Annotated in this window: 16 protein-coding genes and 1 pseudogene; 10 read left to right on the top strand and 7 right to left on the bottom strand. The window is 70.4% G+C overall.

Going from position 1 to position 17,029, the window contains the following annotated elements; all coding sequences use genetic code 11:
- Nucleotides 1–43: 43 nt before the first annotated feature.
- The gene (locus ACFWX1_RS45530; RefSeq protein WP_378396168.1) at nucleotides 44–1,015 is read right to left on the bottom strand and encodes a quinone oxidoreductase family protein; all 972 of its coding nucleotides are present in this window, start codon (nucleotides 1,013–1,015) and stop codon (nucleotides 44–46) included.
- A gap of 95 nt (nucleotides 1,016–1,110) precedes the next feature.
- Between ACFWX1_RS45530 and ACFWX1_RS45525 the strand changes: the two genes are divergently transcribed.
- Both ACFWX1_RS45525 and ACFWX1_RS45520 read left to right on the top strand, forming a co-directional pair.
- The gene (locus ACFWX1_RS45525; RefSeq protein ID WP_378396167.1) at nucleotides 1,111–1,413 is read left to right on the top strand and encodes a hypothetical protein; all 303 of its coding nucleotides are present in this window, start codon (nucleotides 1,111–1,113) and stop codon (nucleotides 1,411–1,413) included.
- Complete coding sequence (locus ACFWX1_RS45520; protein WP_378396166.1) at nucleotides 1,410–2,279, top strand: RimK family alpha-L-glutamate ligase; 870 nt, start codon at nucleotides 1,410–1,412, stop codon at nucleotides 2,277–2,279. The genes ACFWX1_RS45525 and ACFWX1_RS45520 overlap by 4 nt, the downstream gene beginning before the upstream one ends.
- On the opposite strand, the gene ACFWX1_RS45515 is transcribed toward ACFWX1_RS45520, so the two are convergent.
- The 3 genes and pseudogenes from ACFWX1_RS45515 to ACFWX1_RS45505 form a co-directional block, all read right to left on the bottom strand.
- Nucleotides 2,276–3,199 carry an acyl-CoA desaturase gene (locus ACFWX1_RS45515; RefSeq protein ID WP_378396165.1) on the bottom strand — a complete coding sequence of 308 codons (924 nt, stop codon included), beginning with the start codon at nucleotides 3,197–3,199 and terminating at the stop codon, nucleotides 2,276–2,278. The genes ACFWX1_RS45520 and ACFWX1_RS45515 overlap by 4 nt on opposite strands.
- Before the next feature lie 153 nt (nucleotides 3,200–3,352).
- Entirely contained in the window at nucleotides 3,353–4,324 is a 972-nt protein-coding gene (locus ACFWX1_RS45510) for a heme A synthase (protein ID WP_378396164.1), read from the bottom strand.
- A 672-nt stretch (nucleotides 4,325–4,996) separates the two neighbouring features.
- Nucleotides 4,997–5,764, bottom strand: a pseudogene (locus tag ACFWX1_RS45505) (lysozyme); the annotation flags it as partial.
- Between the two features lie 252 nt (nucleotides 5,765–6,016).
- Here ACFWX1_RS45505 and ACFWX1_RS45500 point away from each other — a divergent pair.
- A complete protein-coding gene (locus tag ACFWX1_RS45500; RefSeq protein WP_378396163.1) occupies nucleotides 6,017–6,892 on the top strand; it encodes a phosphotransferase enzyme family protein in 876 nt (291 codons plus the stop codon).
- A 124-nt stretch (nucleotides 6,893–7,016) separates the two neighbouring features.
- On the opposite strand, the gene ACFWX1_RS45495 is transcribed toward ACFWX1_RS45500, so the two are convergent.
- The 3 genes from ACFWX1_RS45495 to mptB are packed head-to-tail and all read right to left on the bottom strand — an operon-like array spanning nucleotide 7,017 to nucleotide 10,342.
- Entirely contained in the window at nucleotides 7,017–7,799 is a 783-nt protein-coding gene (locus ACFWX1_RS45495) for an ABC transporter permease (RefSeq protein ID WP_378396162.1), read from the bottom strand.
- Entirely contained in the window at nucleotides 7,799–8,725 is a 927-nt protein-coding gene (locus tag ACFWX1_RS45490; protein ID WP_378396161.1) for an ABC transporter ATP-binding protein, read from the bottom strand. Before ACFWX1_RS45490 ends, ACFWX1_RS45495 begins: the two co-directional genes overlap by 1 nt.
- A 6-nt stretch (nucleotides 8,726–8,731) precedes the next feature.
- Nucleotides 8,732–10,342: a polyprenol phosphomannose-dependent alpha 1,6 mannosyltransferase MptB gene (mptB, locus tag ACFWX1_RS45485; protein ID WP_378396169.1), complete on the bottom strand. Its 1,611-nt coding sequence runs from the start codon at nucleotides 10,340–10,342 to the stop codon at nucleotides 8,732–8,734.
- A gap of 167 nt (nucleotides 10,343–10,509) precedes the next feature.
- Between mptB and ACFWX1_RS45480 the strand changes: the two genes are divergently transcribed.
- The 7 genes from ACFWX1_RS45480 to ACFWX1_RS45450 are packed head-to-tail and all read left to right on the top strand — an operon-like array spanning nucleotide 10,510 to nucleotide 16,980.
- A complete protein-coding gene (locus ACFWX1_RS45480; RefSeq protein WP_378396160.1) occupies nucleotides 10,510–11,328 on the top strand; it encodes a helix-turn-helix transcriptional regulator in 819 nt (272 codons plus the stop codon).
- Complete coding sequence (gene sufB, locus ACFWX1_RS45475; protein ID WP_378330848.1) at nucleotides 11,325–12,773, top strand: Fe-S cluster assembly protein SufB; 1,449 nt, start codon at nucleotides 11,325–11,327, stop codon at nucleotides 12,771–12,773. The genes ACFWX1_RS45480 and sufB overlap by 4 nt, the downstream gene beginning before the upstream one ends.
- Before the next feature lie 2 nt (nucleotides 12,774–12,775).
- Complete coding sequence (gene sufD, locus ACFWX1_RS45470) at nucleotides 12,776–13,945, top strand: Fe-S cluster assembly protein SufD (protein WP_378396159.1); 1,170 nt, start codon at nucleotides 12,776–12,778, stop codon at nucleotides 13,943–13,945.
- A gap of 35 nt (nucleotides 13,946–13,980) precedes the next feature.
- The gene (sufC, locus tag ACFWX1_RS45465) at nucleotides 13,981–14,748 is read left to right on the top strand and encodes a Fe-S cluster assembly ATPase SufC (protein ID WP_378330846.1); all 768 of its coding nucleotides are present in this window, start codon (nucleotides 13,981–13,983) and stop codon (nucleotides 14,746–14,748) included.
- 49 nt (nucleotides 14,749–14,797) lie between these two features.
- Nucleotides 14,798–16,084, top strand: coding sequence for a cysteine desulfurase (locus ACFWX1_RS45460; protein WP_378396158.1), 1,287 nt, complete (start codon nucleotides 14,798–14,800; stop codon nucleotides 16,082–16,084).
- A 3-nt stretch (nucleotides 16,085–16,087) separates the two neighbouring features.
- Nucleotides 16,088–16,537, top strand: a complete 450-nt coding sequence (gene sufU, locus ACFWX1_RS45455) for a Fe-S cluster assembly sulfur transfer protein SufU (RefSeq protein WP_378396157.1) — start codon at nucleotides 16,088–16,090, stop codon at nucleotides 16,535–16,537.
- Nucleotides 16,534–16,980 carry a metal-sulfur cluster assembly factor gene (locus ACFWX1_RS45450; protein ID WP_378396156.1) on the top strand — a complete coding sequence of 149 codons (447 nt, stop codon included), beginning with the start codon at nucleotides 16,534–16,536 and terminating at the stop codon, nucleotides 16,978–16,980. Before sufU ends, ACFWX1_RS45450 begins: the two co-directional genes overlap by 4 nt.
- Nucleotides 16,981–17,029: the final 49 nt, after the last annotated feature.

Below are 17,029 nucleotides of genomic sequence, written 5' to 3'. Positions count from 1 at the left end.
ACTCTGGGTCCCTCAAGGAGGCCCCCACGGACCAGCGACGACGTCAGGGGAGGAGCAGGAGCTTGCCGGTGGTGCGGCGGCCCTGCAGGTCCTCGTGCGCCTTCCGGGCGTCGGCCAGCGCGTACCGGCCGCCGATCCGGATGTCCAGCGCGCCGCCGGTGATGGCCTTGAACAGTTCCTCGGCCCGCCAGTCCAGTTCCTCGCGGGTGCGGACGTAGTGCACCGACGTCGGCCGCGTGAGGTAGAGCGAGCCGCCGGAGTTCAGCCGCTGCGGGTCGATCGGCGGCACCGGGCCGCTCGCCGCGCCGAACAGCGCCAGCAGGCCGCGCACCTTCAGGCTCGCCAGGCTCCCGTCCACAGTGGACTTCCCGACGCCGTCGTACACCACCGCGACGCCCTCGCCGCCGGTCAGTTCCTTGGTGCGCACGGCGAAGTCCTCCTTGTCGTAACGGATGACATCGTCGGCGCCCGCCTCGCGGGCCAGCTGTTCCTTCTCCGCCGTCGACACCGTGCCGATCACCCGGGCGCCGCGCGCCTTGGCCAGCTGGACCAGCAGCAGGCCGACCCCGCCCGCCGCGGCGTGGACCAGCACGTCGTCCCCGGCCTTGACCTCGTAGGTGGAGGCGACCAGGTAGTGCGCGGTGATGCCCTGCAACATCGTCGCGGCCGCGACCTCGTCCGAAACGCCCTCGGGCACCTTCACCGCGACCGAGGCCGGGACGAGTTTGCGCGCGGCGTAGCTCCCGATCGAACCCTGCCACGCGACGCGGTCGCCGGGGGTGAAACCGGTCACGTCCGCGCCCACCGCGGTGACCGTCCCCGAGCCCTCCAGGCCCAGCACGAACGGCGTCGGGATCGGGTAGATGCCCTCCCGCTGATAGGTGTCGATGTAGTTCACGCCCGCGGCGGCGACGTCGACCAGGAGCTCGCCCGGCCCCGGGTCGCCTACCTCGATCTCGGCGATCTCCAGCACGTCCGGGCCACCGGTCCGGCCGACCTGTACTGCGGTGGGCATCGTTCCTCCTCGCATCGGGTGAGTTCGCCAGACACAACTATGGCCGAGGCCACGGTTGTTCCGCGTCCCGGGCATCGGACGGTTAAGCTCGCGACGTGGCTGAGCAGACCGAGCAACCGAGCGTCCCGACCTCGTCCCAGCTGTCCGCCGCGCGGGACTTCGTCAAGCGGCACGGCAAGCCGTCGCGCGCGGTGGTGGAGAACATCGGCCGGGCGGGCGCCCGCGTCGTGCTGGTGGGGGCCGACGGCGCGCTCGGCGACGTCGTCGTCGCGGACACCGCCGCCGGTGACGCCCTGGTGGCGGGCGTCGAGGACCTCGAAGCGGCCACTTGGGACAGTGAGACGGTGCAGGCCGCCAAGATCGGGCCGGAGCACCGGCGCCGGATGGCGGGCCGGTGACCTTCTCGGCGATCCTCGTCGGCTGCCCCCAACTGCCCGAAGGCGACGGTGACGAACACGCCGTGCCCGCCGCATTGGCCGACGTCGGCTTCGGTGTGCGCTGGGCGTCCTGGGACGACGGGTCTGTCGATTTCACCGCCGCGGACCTGGTGATCCTGCGGGCGAGCTGGGACTACGCCGAGCGGCGTGACGAGTTCCTCGGCTGGTGCGAGTCCGTGCCCGCGCTGGTGAACGCGGCACCCGTGGTGCGCTGGAACACCGACAAGTCCTACCTCGCCGAGCTGATCGGCGCCGGGCTCCCGGTGGTCCCGACCGAGCTGGTGAAACCCGGCGACGAGGCACGCTGGCCCGGCTCGGACTTCGTCGTCAAGCCGTCGGTGGGCGCGGGCTCGCGCGGTGCCGCCCGGTTCACCGCCGAGGCGACCGGCGCCGCGCTGGCGCATCTCACCGCGCTGCACGGCGACGGGCACACCGTGCTCGTCCAGCCGTATCAGTCCAGTGTGGACGTTCACGGCGAGACGGCGCTGGTGTACTTCGGCGGGATCTACTCGCACGCCTTCACCAAGGGCGCGATGCTCGGCGGGGAGCTGGACGAGTCCGGTTTGTACGTCACGGAAACGCTGGCGAGCACCGAGCCCGCGGCCGACCTGCGCGCGCTCGCCGAGGACACGGTCGACGCCGCGTCGGCCCTGCTCGGCATCCTGCGCGCCGAACTGCTCTACGCCCGCGTCGACGTCGTCCGCGGCGAGGACGGCGCTCCGCTGTTGCTGGAGCTGGAACTCGCCGAGCCGTCGCTCGGCTTCCGCCACGCCGACGCCGGCGCGCCGCTACGGTTCGCCTCCGCCGTGCGCGGGCAGCTCGCCTAGGCCGGAACCCGTTTCGCCGCAAGGCGTTCCGCGCGCGGCCAGCGGACGTCGCGAGCGAGCCCGCACCGTTCGAACAGCCAGATCACCCGCGCCGAGACGTCGACCTGCCCGCGCAGCACCCCGTGGCGCGCACACGTCGGGTCGGCGTGGTGCGAGTTGTGCCACGACTCGCCCATGGACAGGATGGCCAGCGGCCAGAAGTTGGCGGCCTTGTCGCGGCTGGCGAACGGCCGGGAGCCGACCAGATGGCAGATCGAGTTCACCGACCACGTCACGTGGTGCAGGAAGGCGATCCGCACCAGCCCGGCCCAGAAGAACGCGGTCACCGCGCCCCACCACGACCAGCTGACCAGCCCGCCGAGCAGGGCGGGCAGCGCGAGGCTCAGCGTGATCCACAGCCAGAAGTACCGGTTGACCATCCGCAGATCGCGGTCGCCGACCAGATCGGGCGCGAACCGGTCGTAGTTGGTCACCTCGCGCTGGAACAGCCAGCCCATGTGCGCGTGCCAGAAACCCCGCAGCAGCGCCACGGGCGACGTCCCGAACAGCCACGGCGAGTGCGGATCGCCCTCGCGGTCGGCGTAGGCGTGGTGACGGCGATGGCTCGCGACCCAGAAGATCACCGAACCCTGCACCGCCATACTGCCCGCCACGGCCAGCACGATCCGCAGGCCGCGGCCGGTCTTGAACGCGCCGTGGGTGAAGTAGCGGTGGTATCCGACGGTCACGCCGAGCGTGCCGAAGGTGTAGAACACCGCGGCCAGCGCGAGGTCCAGCCAGGACAGGCCCCAGCCCCAGGCCAGCGGGAGCGCGGCGAGCAGCGCCGCGAACGGGACGAGCAGGAAGGTCTTGAGGACGATCATCTCGGCGGTGCCACGGCGGCCGGAGACGAGAGGTTTCGGGGCGGTGCTGGACTTCATGGACGTGTCACCTCGGCGCTTCGCGGGGGTACCGAGGCGGAGCCTAGGTGCGGGGACTGGCCGGTACGCCGACGCGACGTTACCAATCCGACAAGAGTAGGCGGACACGGGCCGCAGCCGGATGGCCGCCGGACGTCCGGTGGTGCGGCGAGTTCAGCTCGCGGTGGCGAGTTCCCGTTCCGGCGCGGTCAGCGAGGTGACGGGACCGCGGTCGCGGGCGCCGCACCACAGCGCGGCGGTCGCGACGATCACCAGCGCCGAACCGAGGACGTGGAAGGAAACCATCGCCTCGGGCACACCCAGCGCGTACTGCAACGAACCGAGCCCGCCCTGGGCGAGCGCGACGACCCAGACGACGACGTAGCGGCGCCACAGGTCGCGGGGCGCGGAGGAACGCATCAGCAGCAGGCCGAACATCGCCAGCACGATCAGGTAGACCACCAGCAGTCCACCGTGGACCTGGGCGAGGGCCTCGATCGGCGCGGCGAGCCGGTGGGTCTTGAGGTCGCCGCCGTGCGGCCCGGCCCCGGTGACCGTGGTGCCGGCGATCAGCACCGCCCACATCGTCACGATGAGCCCGGTGAGCATCTTGCGGCCCGCGGGCGGGACGAGCCAGCGCGGCGCGTCGTCGCCCTCGCCGAACGCGCGCAGCAGCAGGACCGCGCACCACACCAGCGGTGTCGAGGCGAGGAAGTGGATCGCGACCGTCCACCATTCGAGCTTCGCCAGCACGGTCATCCCGCCGACGACGGCCTGCAGCACCACACCGGCGGGCATCGTCCAGGCGAGCTTGACCAGGCGGCGGCGTTCCGGGTGGTCGATCTGCACCCGCCACGCGGTGATGACGCACAGCGCGGCGACCGCGATCACGACGCCCGTGAGCATGCGGTTGGAGAACTCGATCCACTGGTTGAGCGCGTGCAGCTCCGGATGGGCGACCGGGACGATGCTGCCCTCGACGCAGGTCGGCCAGGTCGGGCAGCCGAGCCCGGAGCCGGTCACCCGCACGACCGACCCGGTCACGCCGATCCCGGCCTGCGCGATCACCGCCGCGATCGCGACCGCCCGCTGGACCGCGGCGGACGGATAGGGCAGGCGGGCGATCAGCTTGCGGAGTGGCGGCACCGTTCGATAGTAGAACCGCCCGTTTTCCCGCTTCCTTCAGGCCTCGCCGAGGCGACGCGGCTCACGTCCGCGTCGTTGCCGTCGTCACCGGATCCGCTTCGGGCGGCGGCGCAGCACCATCATGCGGAGCGACATCAGCAGGCACGCGCCGAGCACGACGAGGCTCGCGCCGAACACCACCATCCGGGCCGTGTGGACGCCGGTGCTGGCGAGATCGCCGCTCGCCCGCGTCGTGGCCGCTTCGTTGGCTTGTGCCGCGGGGGCGGGTGCCTCGACCTCGACGCCCGGCAGCGGGCTCGTGCTGGGGGAGGAGCTCGGCTCGGTGGTGCCGGGTGCCGTGGTCACCGGCACCGCCACCAGCGCGGGTTCGCTCGTGCGGGTGCTCGGCGGCGTCAGCTCGGCGCGAGGTTGCTTCGCCGGGGTCTTGCCGCCCGCCCAGATCAGCCCCGGCGTCTTGTCCGCGCGGCCGGACGACGTCGTCGGCGCGGTGCTCGGCTTCGTCTTCGGTGCCGACGTGCTCGGGGACGGGCTGGTGGACTTGGGCGTGGTGGACTTGCTCGTCGGCGGCGGGCTTGAGCTGGTCGTCGCGGGTTTGCTCGACGACGGCGCGGAACTGGTCGGCGCGGGCGTCGGGTTCACCGGCTTGGACGGCGGCACCTCGGTACGGCCCTCGCCGAGAGCGAGCGCTTTCAGCCGCTCCATCGTGCCGTCGAAGACGTTCTGGTCGCCGGGGAACTTCCCGGCGTCGGCGTACTGCCAGAGCGTGTAGTACTTCCAGCCGCTGGGCAGGGGACCGACATTGCTGGCGTAGCGGGCGATGAACAGCGGATGGGTGTCGCCGAACAACGGGCTGTTGCCGGTGCAGGTCTGCCACCAGTCGGTGGTCGTGTAGATCATCGGCCACCGGGTGGTCTTCGCGTGGATCCGGTCGGAGAAGGCCTTGATCCAGTTGACCATGTCCGGTTTGGACAGTCCGTAGCAGGTGGGGCCGTAGGGGTTGTATTCGATGTCCAGCATCGGCGGCATGGTCCGGCCGTCGGGCGACCAGCCGCCACCGTGCGAGACGAAGAAATCGGCCTGCGCCACCGCGCTCGTGGCGTTCGGCACGGCGAAGTGGTAGGCGCCGCGGATCATGCCGACGTCGTAGGAGCCGTTGTACTGCTGGGCGAAGAACGGGTTGGTGTAGTTGGTGTTCTCGGTCGCCTTGACGTAGGCGAACCGGGCTCCGTTGCGCCAGGCCGCGCCCCAGTCGACGTTGCCCTGGTGGGAGGAGACGTCCATACCGGGCACCTGGTCGTCGCCCGCCGCCGCGAGGTTGACCGCCGCTTCGGTCTCGCCGGGCCCGGCGCCGCCGCCGTGGCCCTCGCCCGTCACCAGCACGCCCACCGCCACGGCGGCGGCGCAGGCGCTTCCGATCGCGAGCCTGATGCCCACCTTCATCGCGGCCTCCCTTGCCGACCCCGCGCGACACGCCGGAGACGAAGTCGCGCTCGCAAGGAGTGTGCGTGACTAAAGTGGTAGTTGTAAATTTGTGTGTCTCTTGGCGCTCAGTGTGACTCTTGTGATTCGTGTGAGTGAGCGACGTCTTGCCTGCGCACAGCGTTGCGACCCCACGACGGCGAGCATCGGCCCTGGACAGAGATCACTCACCCGGGTGATCCACGACTGTGGGCCCGAGGGGGACTGCCGGACATGGCCGGTTCAGTGCGGCCGTTCGCCGAAGCGGCGGGTCTTCGGAACGTGTCCTCGGCGGGCGAGGGGCTGGAGTTCGCGGTGTACCGGGCCGAGTCGCCGGAATACGGCACGGTCGCCCTGCGGATCCCCAAGGAGACCGTCTACCGCAACGTCAACGACCCGTACGTCTCCGCCGACGACCTCCTGGAGCAGGAATGGGCGATCCTGACCCACCTGTCGGGCAGCGGAGTCCCGGTCCCGGTCGCCCACCGGCTGCTGCGGATCGACGGCGGGATCGCCCTGCTGACCAGCTACGTCGACGCCGACGGCACGGAACCCGATCCGGCGGAGGTCGGCCGCGGCGTGGCCGCGCTGCACGCGGTGTCCCCGCCGCCGATCACGCCCGTGGCCCAGGAGAACCTGCCGACACCGCTGCTGCTCGGCCGCCGGATCACCCGCCGCTGGGCCGAGGCGGCGAAGCTGGTGCCGGACCTGCCCGGCCTGCCCGCCGAGGAGCGGCTCGCCGAGATCGCGCGCGGCCTCGACCGGTTCGGTCCCAGCCTGCTGCACCTGGACGTGCGGGGCAGCAACCTGCGGGCGCGGGGCGGGCGGCTGCTCGCGTTCGTCGACTGGTCGAACGCGCTCATCGGCCCCGCGGCTCTCGACCTGTACCGGATCCTGGAGAACGAGAAGCCCGCCGACACGTTCCTCGCCGGTTATGAAGCCGTCCGGCCGCTGCCCGAGCTGTCCGATCCCGAGGAGTTGCTGCTCCGGCTGGACGCGGCGGTGATGCTGGCGCTGGTGTTCCTGTCCGAGGCGCCCGACGCCGAGCGAGCCCCGGAATCGGTCCGGCGCATCAGGGAACTGGCGACCCTGCTGAACTCCCGCCTCTGAGGAGGCGCGCCGGGCACCACGTCCTTTGTCGCGAACGCTCCGTTCGGGACGCTCACCGTCCCCAACGGAGCTTTCGCGACACCGGTGGCATTGGGGCGCTTGACGCGCGGGAGGACGGGAGCGGTCAGGTCAGGCGGGTGGTGCGGCTCGCGACGGCGCCCGCCGCCACGGCCCATGCCACGAGCACGCCCAGCGGTCCCCAGGCGAACGTCCCGTCCACCAGCGCCGCCCGCAGGCCCTCCGCCAGCGCGCCCGAGGGCAGCAGCGAGACGAACACCCCGACGCCCGAAGGCATCGTCGAGGGCGCCAGCAGGATCCCGCCCGCCAGCAGCAGCACGAACCACACGATGTTCGCCAGCGCCAGCACCGCCTCGGCCCGCAGCGCGCCGCCGAGCAGCACGCCCAGCGCGCCGAAGGCCAGCGTCCCGAAGAACAACAGCACCACCGCCGCGAAAACCCCGGCACCCGACGGCGACCAGCCGAGCAGCAGGGCCACCGCGCCGATGATCACCGACTGCAGCGCCACCACGACCAGCGCCGCCACGACCCGCCCGGCGACCAGCAGCCAGCGCGGCAGCGCGGTGGCGGAAAGCCGTTTCAGGACACCGTATCGCCGGTCGAAACCCAGTGCGATCGCCTGGCCGGTGAACGCCGAGGACATCACCGCCAGCGCCAGCACCCGCGGCGTCATCCAGTCCACTTTGGACGTCGAGCCGAGCTGGGCCGCCGGGAGGATGTTCAGCAGCGACAACCCGATCAGCAGCGCCAGCGGGATCAGCAGGGTCAGCAGGATCTGCTCGCCGTGCCGCAGCGTCAGGCTCGCCTCGACGCGCGCGTGGGTGCGCAGCATGCGGCCGAGCGAGCCGCGGCCCGGCGCGGGAGTGAACGTACCGGCGGGGAAGGTCATTACGCGCGCAGCTCCCGTCCGGTCAGCTCCAGGAAGACTTCCTCCAGCGTCCGCCGTCCCACCTGCAATTCCTCCGGCAGTACGCCTTGCTGCGCGCACCACGACGTCACCGCGGAGACCACCTGCGGGTCCACGGCGCCCTCGACGAGGTACGTGCCCGGCGAGGACTCGCGGACCACGTATCCCTCGGGCAGCGCGGCGCTCAACAGCGCGGTGTCGAGCCGCGTCCGCGCCTTGAACCGCAGCTGCGCCGCTTCCCCGTTCTCCACGGTCAGCGTCTGCGGCGAACCGGCGAGGACGACCTTGCCGTGGTCGACGATCACGATGGAATCGGCCAGGCTTTCGGCCTCCTCCATGAGGTGCGTGGTGAGCAGCACGCTGACGCCGTCGGCGCGCAACGCCTGCAGGAGGTCCCACACCAGGCGTCGCGCCTGCGGGTCCATTCCCGCCGTCGGCTCGTCGAGGAACACCAGCTCCGGCCGCCCGATCAGCGCGCACGCCAGCGAAAGGCGTTGCTGCTGCCCGCCGGAGAGCCGTTTGAACGGCGTCCGCCGCGCGGCGGCGAGGCCGAGCACGTCCAGCAGCCAGGCCGGATCGAGCGGGTTCGCCGCGCACGACGCCACGAGCCGCAGCATCTCGCCCGCCCGGACACCCGGATACGCGCCACCGCCCTGAGGCATGACGCCGACGCGAGGCCGCAGCGCCGCCGACTCGCGGGCGGGATCGAGACCGAGGACACGCACGGAACCGGCGTCAGGACGCAGAAAGCCTTCGCAGATCTCGACGGTGGTGGTCTTGCCCGCCCCGTTGGGGCCCAGCAGCGCGAGCACGGACCCACGTTCCATCCGCAGGTCGAGACCGTCGACGGCGGTGGTGGGACCGTAACGCTTCACCAGGCCGGTGATCTCGACGGCGGGGGCACTCACGACCGTTTACGATACGGCCTCTGCGGTCGCCGAGACTTTGGGGGACGGCCTCGACAGCAGAAGCGGCGACTGCCTGCGCACGATCGCCAGTCCGGTGAGGACGACGAGGATCGCCGCGCCGTACGCCCACGGCAGTACGTACGAACGCCCGTCGAAGGTGCTGCCGGTCGGGGGCAGCAGGAACGGCAGGCCCGCGCTGATCACCGTCGCGACGATCCGGAACCGGGACGTCCCCGCCGCCGCGGCGAGCGGGATCACCGCCCACAGCACGTACCACGGCTGCAGGTTGATCTGCAGGATCGTCACCGCGCCCAGCGCGACGCCGAGGCCGATGATCGGGCGGTAGCGCCATTTGAAGCTGTCCCACAGGAACTTGACGGTGATCAGGCCGGCGACGATGAAGCCGAGCGTGCCGAAGATCGGCACCAGCGCGTTGGTGTGGTTGCCGAGGCCGAGCGTGATGCCCAGCACGCCGTCGAGCTGGGCGAGCTCGGCGGTGGGGGAGATCCAGCTGCGGACCAGCCCGGGGGTGTTGAACGTGGTGCCGATCCAGCCGAAGCCGAGCCCGGTGCCTTCGCACACCACCACGAGGAGGACGCCGAACAGCGCCGCCATCGGCAGCGCGGCCAGCACGAGGTCCTTGATCCGCCCGTGCCAGCGCCGCGCGACCATCACCGTCAGGAACGGCAGCGCCACCACGGGCAGTGCCTTCACCGCCACCCCGAGCGTGATGACGGCGACGCCGAGGCCGATGAACAGCAGTTCCCCCTTGGCCAGCGGCGGGGGACTGTCGCCCTTGATCCGCACCGGCAGCCGCCGGATGCCGATCTCCAGCCCGGCGACCATGAGCCCGATGGCCAGCGAGTCGTTGTGGGCGCCGGCGATGAAGTGGAAGATCAGCAACGGGTTCGCCGCGCCCAGCCACAGCGCCGTCGCGGGCTGGACGCCGAAGCGCCGCGCCAGCCGGGGCAGCGCCCAGATGATCAGCACCACTCCGATCAGCGCCAGCCCGCGCTGCAGCAGCACGCCGAACACGATGTTGTTCCCCGCGAGCGGCGCCAGCCAGCCGCCGAGGCGCAGGTCCAGCGGCCCGTACGGCGCGGGCGTCTCGCGCCACATGTTCGACACCCCCGCGGTGAGCGGGTCGGCGACGCCGAGCGCCTGCGCGGGGCCGAGCGTGTACGGGTCCATCCCGCGGTGCACGATCTCGCTCTGCGCGAGGTAGCTGTAGACGTCGCGGGAGAACAGCGGCGGGATGACCAGCAGCGGCGCCACCCACATCGCGATCGTGCGGGCGAGCTGGGCCTGGGTCGCCAGGCGCGCGCGGTCCGGCCGGGCGAACCGGCCGAGCATCAGCCAGCTGATCACCAGGATGCCCATGCCGGCGAAGGCGATCGCGAGCGACACCGTCGGGATCCGGGTGAACAGCCGCAGGACAGGGATCTCCTGCACCGGGTTGAGCACCGGGGCCGCGCCCGCGCCGAGCGAGCCGAGCGCGAGGAAGAGCGCGCCGACCGTGCCGAACCGCCGCACGACGTCCAGCCCGCGCCGTTCGCGGGCATCGAGGGGCTCAGGTTCGAGCGGGCCGACGGGCGAGGGCACGTCCGGCAGCGCCATCACCGGAATACCGTCGCCGCGGGCCGCGTCTTCCCCAGGGTCCCGCTGCGCGGGGTGCTCGCCGACTGCCACGCCACGAAGCGTATCGAGTCGACTTTAGGGTGACTCGGGTCACTGCCGGACGCCCCGCCTTTGAAGTCCCGGAGGAAATAAGACACACTTGTGTTGTGAAAAAGACGGGAGCGGGTGAGCAGGTGGGTGACGACACGTACTCCGCCGGGGTTCCCCCTGTTCCCGTGCAGGTCAGCGCCGAGGGCCGGACCCGGCACGAGGTCGCCCGGCTGCTGCTGGAGCAGGGCCCGATGACCGCGGTGACGGTCGCCGAGCAGCTCGGGATCAGCCCGACGGCGATCCGCCGCCACCTCGACGCGCTTCTCGCGGACGGCGAAGCCGAGACGCGGGACGCGCCGCGCCGCGGGCCCCGAGGCCGGGGCCGCCCCGCGAAGCTGTTCCTGCTCACCGAGGCCGGTCGCGCCCGCTTCGGGCATGCCTACGACGACCTCGCCGTGTCGGCCATCCGGTTCCTCGCCGAGCACGCGGGCGAGGACGCCGTACGCGCCTTCGCCGAGCGTCGCGTCGCCTCGCTCGTCGAGCCGCACCGCAAGGCGATCACCGGTGAGGACGACCCCGCGGCACGGGCCGAGGCCCTCGCGACCGCTCTGACCAGGGAGGGCTACGCTGCGTCGACCCGTCAGGTCGGCGTCGGCGAACAGCTCTGCCAGCACCACTGCCCGGTCGCCCACGTCGCCGCGGAGTTCCCGCAGCTGTGCGAGGCCGAGACCGAGGCGTTCGCCCGGCTGCTCGGCACGCACGTGCAGCGGCTGGCGACCATCGCGCGCGGTGACAACGCGTGCACCACACACGTACCCGCCGCCACGGCGGGTAGCCCGGCACCACAAGCGCCGGGGAGCACAGAGCGTCCGGAGGCGGCCCCACCGCCTTCCGGACGTAAAGCACGGATCCCGAATGGAGGGAAACCCGCATGACTGCCGCTGCCGAGCAGCGCACTCCCACCACCGCGCCACTGAGCCAGGAAGAGACCATCGAGTCCCTTGGCAAGTACGCGTTCGGCTGGGCGGACTCCGACGAGGCGGGCGCCAGCGCCCGTCGCGGGCTGAACGAGGACGTCGTCACCGACATCTCTTCGAAGAAGTCCGAGCCGGAGTGGATGCGCGAAGCGCGACTGAAGGCGCTCAAGCTCTTCGAGAAGAAGCCCATGCCCAACTGGGGCGCGGACCTCTCCGGGATCGACTTCGACAACATCAAGTACTTCGTGCGGTCCACGGAGAAGCAGGCGACCTCCTGGGACGACCTGCCCGAGGACATCAAGAACACCTACGACAAGCTCGGCATCCCCGAGGCGGAGAAGCAGCGCCTCGTCGCCGGTGTCGCGGCGCAGTACGAGTCCGAGGTCGTCTACCACCAGATCCGCGAGGACCTGGAGGAGCAGGGCGTGCTGTTCCTGGACACCGACACCGCGCTCAAGGAGCACCCGGAGATCTTCCAGGAGTACTTCGGCTCCGTGATCCCGGCCGGTGACAACAAGTTCTCCGCGCTGAACACCGCGGTGTGGTCCGGCGGCTCGTTCATCTACGTGCCGAAGGGCGTGCACGTGGAGATCCCGCTGCAGGCCTACTTCCGGATCAACACCGAGAACATGGGCCAGTTCGAGCGGACCCTGATCATCGTCGACGAAGACGCCTACGTGCACTACGTCGAGGGCTGCACGGCGCCGATCTACCAGTCCGACTCGCTGCACTCGGCGGTCGTGGAGATCATCGTCAAGAAGGGCGCCCGCTGCCGCTACACGACCATCCAGAACTGGTCGAACAACGTCTACAACCTGGTCACCAAGCGCGCCAAGTGCGAAGAGGGCGCGACCATGGAATGGATCGACGGCAACATCGGTTCCAAGGTGACGATGAAGTACCCGTCGGTGTTCCTCATGGGCGAGCACGCCAAGGGCGAGGTCCTGTCGGTCGCGTTCGCGGGCGAGGGCCAGCACCAGGACGCGGGCGCCAAGATGGAGCACCTCGCGCCGTACACCTCCTCGACCATCGTGTCGAAGTCGGTGGCGCGCGGCGGCGGCCGGACCTCCTACCGCGGCCTGGTCAAGGTCGCGAAGCGGGCCCACCACTCGCGCTCCAGCGTCGTCTGTGACGCGCTGCTGGTCGACACGATCTCGCGGTCGGACACCTACCCGTATGTGGACATCCGCAACGACGAGGTGTCGATGGGCCACGAGGCCACGGTGTCGAAGGTCAGCGAAGAGCAGCTGTTCTACCTGATGTCCCGCGGTCTCGACGAGGCCGAGGCCATGGCGATGATCGTGCGCGGGTTCGTCGAGCCCATCGCGCGCGAGCTGCCGATGGAGTACGCGCTCGAGCTGAACCGCCTGATCGAGCTCCAGATGGAAGGGTCCGTCGGCTAGTCATGCCCGTTACCGAGAACAACGTTGCCTCCGCGATGCGTGAGGGGGTCGTCGTGCCGGCGACCTCCCGCGCGGAGCGGTTCACCTCCTACGACGTCGAGGCCTTCGAGGTCCCGGGCGGTCGTGAGGAGAACTGGCGCTTCACCCCGATGAAGCGGCTGCGCGGTCTGCACGACGGCGCCGCCGCCTCGGGCGAGATCACCCTGGACGTCGAAGCGGCGCCCGAGCTGAAGATCGAGACCGCCGGCCGCGACGACGCCCGCCTCGGCGAGGCCGGCGTGCCGAGCGACCGGATCGCCGCGCAGGCGTACTCCTCCTTCGCCAAGGCCACGATCGTCACCGCGCCGAAGGAGACGCAGGCGTCGAAGCCGTCCGTGCTGCGGATCCACGGCCCCGGCGAGGGCAAGGTCGCCTACGGGCACCTGCAGGTCCGCGCCGAGGCGTTCGCCGAGGCCGTCGTCGTGCTCGACCACGTCGGCTCCGGCACCTACGCGGACAACGTCGAGTTCGTGATCGGCGACGGCGCGAAGGTCACCGTGGTCAGCGTCCAGGACTGGGCCGACGACGCGGTGCACGTCTCCGAACAGCACCTCAAGCTCGGCCGCGACGCCACGCTCAAGCACATCGTCATCACCCTGGGCGGCGACCTGGTCCGGGTCTCGCCCACCGCGACCTTCGCGGACAAGGGCGGCGACGTCGAGATGCTCGGCCTGTACTTCGCGGACAAGGGCCAGCACCAGGAACACCGCCTGTTCGTGGACCACGCGGTCGCCAACTGCAAGTCCCGCGTGATGTACAAGGGCGCGCTGCAGGGCGACGACGCGCACACGGTGTGGATCGGGGACGTGCTCATCCGCGCGGCCGCCGAGGCGACCGACACCTACGAGCTCAACCGCAACCTGGTGCTGACGCCGGGGGCGCGCGCGGACTCGGTGCCGAACCTGGAGATCGAGACCGGCGAGATCGAGGGCGCCGGGCACGCGAGCGCGACGGGAAGGTTCGACGACGAGCAGTTGTTCTACCTGCAGTCGCGCGGAATCGGGGAAGAGGCGGCGCGGCGGCTGGTCGTGCGCGGGTTCTTCCACGAGATCCTGGTCAAGATCGACGTCCCCGAGGTGCGCGAGCGCCTCGAAGCCGCGATCGAGGCCGAACTCGAAGCCGTCGGCGCCTGACGCCCGTCCGTCCACAACAGACTCTGAGGAAAGAAATGGCAACGCTGGAAATCAAGGATCTGCACGCGTCGGTGACCACCGACGAGGGTGCCAAGGAGATCCTCAAGGGCGTCAACCTGACCATCCGCTCCGGTGAGACGCACGCGATCATGGGCCCCAACGGCTCGGGCAAGTCGACGCTGTCCTACGCGATCGCCGGGCACCCCAAGTACGAGGTCACCTCCGGGCAGGTCCTGCTCGACGGTGAGGACGTGCTGGAGATGAGCGTCGACGAGCGCGCCCGCGCCGGCCTGTTCCTCGCGATGCAGTACCCGGTCGAGGTGCCGGGCGTGTCCATGTCCAACTTCCTGCGCACCGCGGCCACCGCGGTCCGTGGCGAGGCCCCCAAGCTGCGCCACTGGGTCAAGGAGGTCAAGGAGGAGATGGGCAAGCTCGAGATCTCGCAGGAGTTCGCCGAGCGCTCGGTCAACGAGGGCTTCTCCGGCGGTGAGAAGAAGCGTCACGAGATCCTGCAGCTGGCGCTGCTCAAGCCGAAGTTCGCGATCCTCGACGAGACCGACTCGGGCCTCGACGTCGACGCGCTGCGGGTCGTCTCGCAGGGTGTCAACGACTACAAGGCTTCGAGCGAGGTCGGCGTCATGCTGATCACGCACTACACCCGCATCCTCAAGCACATCACCCCCGACTTCGTGCACGTCTTCGCCGGCGGCAAGATCGTCGAGTCGGGCGGCAGGGAGCTGGCCGACGAGCTGGAGGAGAACGGCTACGTCAAGTACGTCGGCAAGGCCGAAGCCGCCGTCTGACGTTCCGTTCGCCCCGGAAGCCCCGACTACACCGAGAGGAGTCGAGCCGATGACCACCACCTCGGCCAGCTCTGTCCCCTTGGACGTGACGGCGCTGCGCGCCGACTTCCCGATCCTGTCGCGCACCGTGCGTGATGGGAAACCGTTGGTGTATCTGGATTCCGGGGCGACCTCGCAACGGCCCACGCAGGTTCTCGACGCCGAACGGCACTACGTCGAGACCTCGAACGCGGCCGTGCACCGCGGCGCGCACCAGCTCTCCGAGGAAGCCACCGACGCCTACGAATCCGCCCGCGCGCGGATCGCGGAGTTCGTCGGGGCGGAGCCGGAGGAGCTGGTGTTCACCAAGAACGCCACCGAGGGCATCAACCTCGTCGCGTACTCGATGGGCAACGCCGCCACGGCCGGTCCCGAGGCCGCGCGCTTCGTCGTCGGCCCGGGTGACGAGATCGTCATCACCGAGATGGAACACCACGCCAACCTCGTGCCGTGGCAGCAGCTCTGCCAGCGGACCGGGGCCACGCTGAAGTGGTTCAAGGTGACCGCCGATGGCAGGCTGGATCTGTCCGATGTGGACGAGCTGATCACGCCGCGCACCAAGGTGGTCGCGTTCGCGCACCAGTCCAATGTGCTCGGCACGGTCAACCCGGTCGAGTTCCTGGTCGAGAAGGCGAAGGCGGTCGGCGCGTTCACCGTGCTGGACGCCTGTCAGTCGGTGCCCCACTTCCCCGTGGACTTCCACGCGCTGGGCGTCGACTTCGCCGTGTTCTCCGGGCACAAGATGCTCGGCCCGTCCGGCATCGGTGTCCTTTATGGACGCCAGGAGCTGCTCGCCGCGATGCCGCCGTTCCTCACCGGCGGGTCGATGATCGAGCTGGTGAAGATGGAGGGCACGACGTTCGCCCCGCCGCCGCAGCGGTTCGAGGCGGGCGTGCCGATGACCTCGCAGGCCATCGGGCTCGGCGCGGCCGTCGATTATCTGTCGGCCATCGGCATGGACCGCGTCGCGGCGCACGAGCACGTGCTCGCCGAGCGCGCGCTGGCCGGGCTCAGCGCGATCCCGGGCGTGCGGATCGTCGGGCCCGCGGACCTGGAGAGCCGCGGCGCCACGATCGCGTTCGAGATCGAGGGCGTGCACCCGCACGACGCCGGTCAGGTGCTGGACAGCCTCGGCATCGCGGTCCGGGTCGGGCACCACTGCGCTTGGCCGCTGCACCGGGCCTGCGGGGCGCAGGCGACCGTGCGTGCCTCGTTCTACCTCTACAACACACTGTCCGAAGTGGACGCCCTGGTGGCGGGTGTCCGCGAGGCGCAGAAGTTCTTCGGGGTCGCGTGAGCTATGAACCTGGAGAGCATGTACCAGGAGATCATCCTGGACCACTACAAGAACCCGCACGGGCGCGGCCTGCGCGAGCCGTTCGACGCCGAGTCGTTCCAGGTCAACCCGACCTGCGGTGACGAGGTCACGCTGCGCGTCAAGCTCGACGACGGGAAGGTCGCCGACATCTCCTACGAGGGCCAGGGCTGCTCGATCAGCCAGGCCTCGACCTCGGTGTTGACGGATCTCGTCGTGGGGCACACTGTGGAGGAGGCGTTCACCACCATGGACGCCTTCGTGGAACTGATGCAGGGCAAGGGCAAGGTCGAACCGGACGAGGACGTGCTGGAGGACGGCATCGCCTTCGCGGGCGTCGCGAAGTACCCCGCGCGGGTCAAGTGCGCGTTGCTCGGCTGGATGGCCTTCAAGGACGCGGTAGCCCGAACCACCAGTGGAGCTGAAACGGCATGACGACTGCTGTACCTTCTGGGGGCGACCCCCAGACCCCCGAGACGACCACCACGGTCACCGAGACCCCCGAACACCGCGAGGGCCGGACCGCCGCCGATCTGCCGGAGCAGGCGGCCCCCGCCGCCGACGTCGCCAAGATCGAGGACGTCGAGGAGGCGATGCGCGACGTCGTCGACCCCGAACTGGGCATCAACGTCGTTGACCTCGGCCTCGTCTACGACATTCGCGTCGAGACGGACAACACCGCGACCATCGACATGACGCTGACCTCGGCGGCCTGCCCGCTGACCGACGTCATCGAGGACCAGACCGCCTCGGCGCTGACCTCCGGCGGGCTGGTCAGCGACTTCCGGATCAACTGGGTCTGGATGCCGCCGTGGGGCCCGGAGAAGATCACCGAGGACGGCCGCGAACAACTGCGCGCCCTCGGCTTCACCGTCTGATCTTTCCGTCGTTCCGTGAAGGCCTCCTTCACAGCGCTCAACGCTGTGA

Source organism: Amycolatopsis sp. NPDC059021, assembly GCF_042739895.1.
Taxonomy (GTDB): Bacteria; Actinomycetota; Actinomycetes; order Mycobacteriales; family Pseudonocardiaceae; genus Amycolatopsis.
Note: the sequence above shows the minus strand (reverse complement) of the source record. Positions and strands in the feature narration are given on the sequence as shown.